The 4,730-nt window shown below is 61.3% G+C and carries 4 protein-coding genes and 1 pseudogene; all 5 read left to right on the top strand.

Annotated features, from left to right (window positions below; genetic code table 11):
• Positions 1-981: ribonuclease H-like domain-containing protein (locus tag ACI944_RS11950; protein ID WP_411719274.1), on the top strand; the 981-nt coding region annotated here is incomplete at its 5' end.
• 273 nt (positions 982-1,254) lie between these two features.
• Positions 1,255-2,199, top strand: coding sequence for a hypothetical protein (locus ACI944_RS11945; protein ID WP_411719273.1), 945 nt, complete (start codon positions 1,255-1,257; stop codon positions 2,197-2,199).
• Between the two features lie 2 nt (positions 2,200-2,201).
• Positions 2,202-2,507, top strand: a complete 306-nt coding sequence (locus tag ACI944_RS11940; RefSeq protein WP_411715290.1) for a hypothetical protein — start codon at positions 2,202-2,204, stop codon at positions 2,505-2,507.
• A gap of 174 nt (positions 2,508-2,681) precedes the next feature.
• The gene (locus tag ACI944_RS11935; RefSeq protein WP_411715291.1) at positions 2,682-3,968 is read left to right on the top strand and encodes an RNA-guided endonuclease InsQ/TnpB family protein; all 1,287 of its coding nucleotides are present in this window, start codon (positions 2,682-2,684) and stop codon (positions 3,966-3,968) included.
• Position 3,969: 1 nt separating this feature from the next.
• Positions 3,970-4,730 (top strand): annotated as a pseudogene (locus ACI944_RS11930) (DNA polymerase I); the annotation flags it as partial.

Below are 4,730 nucleotides of genomic sequence, written 5' to 3'. Positions count from 1 at the left end.
GGGCAACAACATATCGGGTCGAAGGCCGTCAGGAGCTTCATAGACGACATCCAGCCCCCGGTCACCGTCTGCGGTCATTGCCATCAATTCGGAGGCAGAGCTGAAACCCTCGAATACGGCGCGGTGATCAATATTGCGTCCCACGACGGAGTAGACGACCCAGGAAGATACGCACTCATCACCATCGACGCCTCGAACGAGTCTATCGAGTACGAGTTCTACGACACTCGCCATCTGCTAGGGAGCCGGCTGACTGATCTCGTCCAAGTCGGGAGAAACCGAGTGGAACAGTTCAGTGAGTTAGGGATCACTAGCCCAGATGGGATTACCGAAGAACGGCGTACCGAACTCGAAGCCCTCCCTGGAGCCTCATCATGGCACGTGGACCGGTGGATTGCTCATCGACAGGCTTTCGAAAACGATGAGGTCGTGATTCTAAACGAATCCGTCTTCAACGACCTTCACGATACGGAGCCTCTCCTCTTAGACATAGAGACGGACCTGCAGCAAGACCGAATCTGGCTGATCGGCACCTACAGCTACCAGAACGATGCCTACCGACAATTCTTCGACCCGGACGACGAATCAGCACTCCTCCAGGAGCTATCTGAGTACCTTGATGAGCACAGCTCCGAACCAATCATCTACTACGGAGGGAACTACTTCGACGAACAGTGTCTCAGTCGCAGATTCGACGAACACGGCATCACTGAGGGGATCAACCATCTGGAGCGAGCACACGACCTCGGGATAACTGCACAACAGGAACTCTTCGGGCCCTTCAATCGGCATAAATTGGACGTCGTAGCGAGCGCACTCGGCTTTGAATATCAAGATCCGACCGTCGATGGATTTGTGGTCGGGAGCAAGTACACACGATATCTGCTCGACGGCGAAGAACCAGACTGGGATCGACTCAAACAGTACAATATCGACGATGTAACCGCGCTGAGAACAATCGTCGATCACATCAGATCGTAGGCTCGGGGAATATGCGGGGCCGCAACAGAATTACGTGAGGCCGAGATCACTATGGGTTCGGAGAGTCTTAACCAACAATTGAGCTGTGGTCCCCCGGACTGTTGGTTAATCCCACGATGCGGTCCGCCTTCCTCTCTGGAAACGTTCTCGGAAACGGTCGAACGAGGGCAGAAATCCGTTGCCTGAGTCCGGTTCTACATACCTTCCAGCCCTTCCCTGAAACGCGGAAGCGCCACGCCGCGGCTTATCGGGAACGTAGACAACTAGTCGAGTATGGGAGAATACTCAACATCGAACCGATTGGCGGTGGACCAGCCGACACGGGGCGCAGACCGCAATCGGTCCCTCGCTGACCAGGCCGATCCGGCCACGGACGGGATGTTGTTGCCGCAGCTCGACGACGGCATCACCCTGCTCGACGTCGAGGGAGGCCGCGGCGTCCCGATCCTGCAGTCGCTCGTACTCGACCATCTCCTCTTGTACGACGGGCCCGCCTTCTGGGTCGACGCAAACGGACACGCAACGACGACGACACTCGCTCAGATCGCGCCCAGTCAACGGTTGCTCAACCGAATCCACGTGGCACGCGGATTTACCGCCTACCAGCACTACGGCGCCGTCTGTGATCTCCCGACGGCAGTGAACAAGTCGATCCAGATATCCACCACCGACGCCGGGGCGGCCGGTCGAGGGGAACCAAGTCGTGACGAGGACACGTCGCCACACACACCCGCCCTCATCGTCGTGCCGGCGGTCGACACCCAGTACCGCGCCGACGATACTCTCGGTGAAACCCACGCGGAAACCCTCCAGGCCCGAACTCTCGCCCGGTTGGCGACCTACGCCGATGGGTACGACATCCCGGTGCTCGTTACGCGAAACGAACGAAACGAATTCACCGAGTCAGTCGCGACGGTCGCCGACCACCATCTGGAGTGCGAGCAAACCCGGATGGGGCCACGGGTCGTCGGCGAGAACTTCGAGACGCTCGTCTATCCCGTCGACGACGGCGCGTACTACCAGACGACGTTCGCGTACTGGCGGCAGCTGCTCGCGGCCCGCGCCACGCAGGTCGGCGTGGAACCGACGACGCCGGCGCCGTCGACGTCGACCCCGGAGGGCGTCGGGACGGGCGTCACCGCTGACGGTGAGACGGTGGCGGCCACCGCGGATCCCCTGCTCGATGCGTGGACGGCGAGCGGTACAGGAGGGCGATAGCGATGGGACGCACGAACCCGACGTACCGGGATGCGCTCCGGGCCATCGAAGAGCGGTGGGCGGAGTTCCGGCGGGCACTGCGGCGTCGCGACCAGCCGCGCTTCGACCGACTGTTCGAGTACGCCCGCGAGCACGCCGACGCGAGCGGGCTATTGAACCACCAGAACCCGCTGCTGCCGGCGCTGCTCAGCATCGATCTCGAACAGGAGGCCCGCCTCGACGACCACGAGGAACGCCTCGAGGAACTCGAGGCCGCGATCACAGCGAGCGATGACCAAGAGAGCGCCCCACCGGACTCGAACCCGTGACAATGCCGTTCAGCGTAATGCAAGGTGGAGCTTCCGACCTCACGGGGCAAGCGAAGCGAGCGATTGTGTGGAGAGGGAAACCGACACGATACTGTTCCATCCACGTTCGATGGGTTACCGACTCCCACCGAATCGTGGCGATTATAAAGACACATGCATACATCTGAAACACGGATGGAGGTCCGACGCACCGTCCCCGTCAAACTCGATGTGGCCGACAGCGACGCCGACCTCCTCCACGATACCATTTCCGAGTTCCTGTGGGCCGCCAACTACGTCGTCGACCACGCGTGGCAAGGCGAGTACAAGACTACGAGCAAAGCCGAACTCCAACGCGAAACCTATGACGACGTGCGGGCAAAGTCTCGGCTGCAAGCGAATCTCGTCCAGAACGCTCGCAACAAAGCTGCCGACGCCGTACAGAGCGTTGTCGCCCGGTGGAAGCAAGGGGACTATGCGGGAAAGCCGAACTTCTCCGCGCCGACGCTTGTCTACGACAAGCGGTGTGCGACGTTCAACGACGACCACGCCACACTTTCGACCGTCAAAGGACGGATTACCGCTGAATACGTCCTCCCCGACGAGAACCGCGAGACACCACACTCGGAGTATCTTTACAATGACGACTACGAAGTGACGGGCGCAGAACTGCACTACCGCGATGGCGAGTTCTACCTTCACGTCCGAACAAAGGCGGACGTGGAGTTCGAGACTGCCGACGACGGCAACGGCGAGCACAGCACAGTCCTCGGCGTTGACCTCGGCATCGAAAACATCGCCGTCACCTCCACAGGGACATTCTGGAACGGGTCGGAGTTGAATCACTGGCACCGTGAGTTCGAGAAGCGGCGCGGGTCACTCCACCAGCGCGGCACACGGTCCGCCCACGAAACCATCCAGTCGGTCGGACGTACTGAGACGGGCCGCTACGATCACTTCTTACACACTGTCTCCAAGGAACTCGTCGCGGAAGCCGTCGAGTATGGCTGCGACGTGATCGCGTTCGAGAACCTAACCGGGATTCGTGAGCGGATGCCCAACGCAAAGAAGTTCCACGCGTGGGCGTTTCGACGCCTGTTCGAGTACGTCGAGTACAAAGTCGAAGTGGTCGGCATCTCGGTCGAACAGGTGAGTCCTGCGTACACGAGCCAGCGGTGTTCCAAGTGCGGCTTCACTCACGAGAACAACCGTTCAACCTCGGACGGGCAGGACGCATTCGAGTGCCTGAAGTGTGGATACTCCCCCCATGCGGACTACAACGCGGCGAAGAATATCGGATTGAAGTATCTCCGCTCGGCGCAAAAGTCGTCGGGCGGAGGCGCACCCGTAAACGTGCGCTTGAATCGCGGGACGTTGAACGTGAATGGCGATTACGAGCCTTCCGCCGACGGCGGACAGAACGGGAGTCCATGCGAAAGCCCCACCCGCAACGAAGCGAACGGCGAAGCCGTGAGCGAGTAGGATGGGGCAGTTTACTATCGACTTTCTGGACGACGGCCGCGTCCTGGAGTGGGAGGCAACTGCCGACGGCGCCGTCGCGACCGAGCGCCAAGACTACACCCCACGCTTCTACGTCGCCGCTCGCGACCCAGCGACCGACCTCGATCACACAACCCTCCAGTCAGTGTACGACCAGCACCCGGACGTCGTCGCGACCGAGATGGTTGCGCGACGCCCCGGCTTTCGACGAGACGAGGAGACTGTTCTCGCGGTCGACGTCGCCCACATCGACCGCGTCACCCCACTCGCCCGGCAGGCACGCCAGCTGTCGGCCTATCCAGTCGGGGATCTCGCCTGCTTCAACGTCGACTTCTCGCGAGAGTTCCGATACTGTCTGGAGATCGGCGCCGATCCGACGCCGGCGAGCGAGCTGTCGACGCTCCGGCTCGGTGTTCCGGTGACCGAAACGAGCGACGACGTCTATGGGGAGTTGTCTGTCGCCGGCGACACCGTCACCGGCTCGCCGACGGATCTCCTGACCGCCGTCCAGGGGGCGCTTGACGCACACGATCCGGAAATCCTGGTCTGCTCAACCAGCGAGATCGTCCCGACCCTGTACGAGATGGCGACGGACGCCGGCGTCGACGACTTCTCGCTGAGTCGGTGGCCGGACGTCGACTACCAGCAGCTCGCGAGCCGGTCGACGTACTCGAGCTACGGCCGCGTCGGTCACTCGCCGGCGAGGTACAACGTCCCCGGGCGGGCAATCATCGACGAGTCGAA

The sequence above is a fragment of the Natronomonas sp. genome, assembly GCF_046710025.1.
Classification (GTDB): Archaea; Halobacteriota; Halobacteria; order Halobacteriales; family Haloarculaceae; genus Natronomonas.
Note: the sequence above shows the minus strand (reverse complement) of the source record. Positions and strands in the feature narration are given on the sequence as shown.

Excerpts from the sequence above, each read along its gene's own strand:
- ACI944_RS11945 (WP_411719273.1), top strand. The coding sequence starts at position 1,255 with ATGGGAGAATACTCAACATCGAACCGATTGGCGGTGGACCAGCCGACA.
- ACI944_RS11935 (WP_411715291.1), top strand. The coding sequence starts at position 2,682 with ATGGAGGTCCGACGCACCGTCCCCGTCAAACTCGATGTGGCCGACAGC.
- ACI944_RS11940 (WP_411715290.1), top strand. The coding sequence starts at position 2,202 with ATGGGACGCACGAACCCGACGTACCGGGATGCGCTCCGGGCCATCGAA.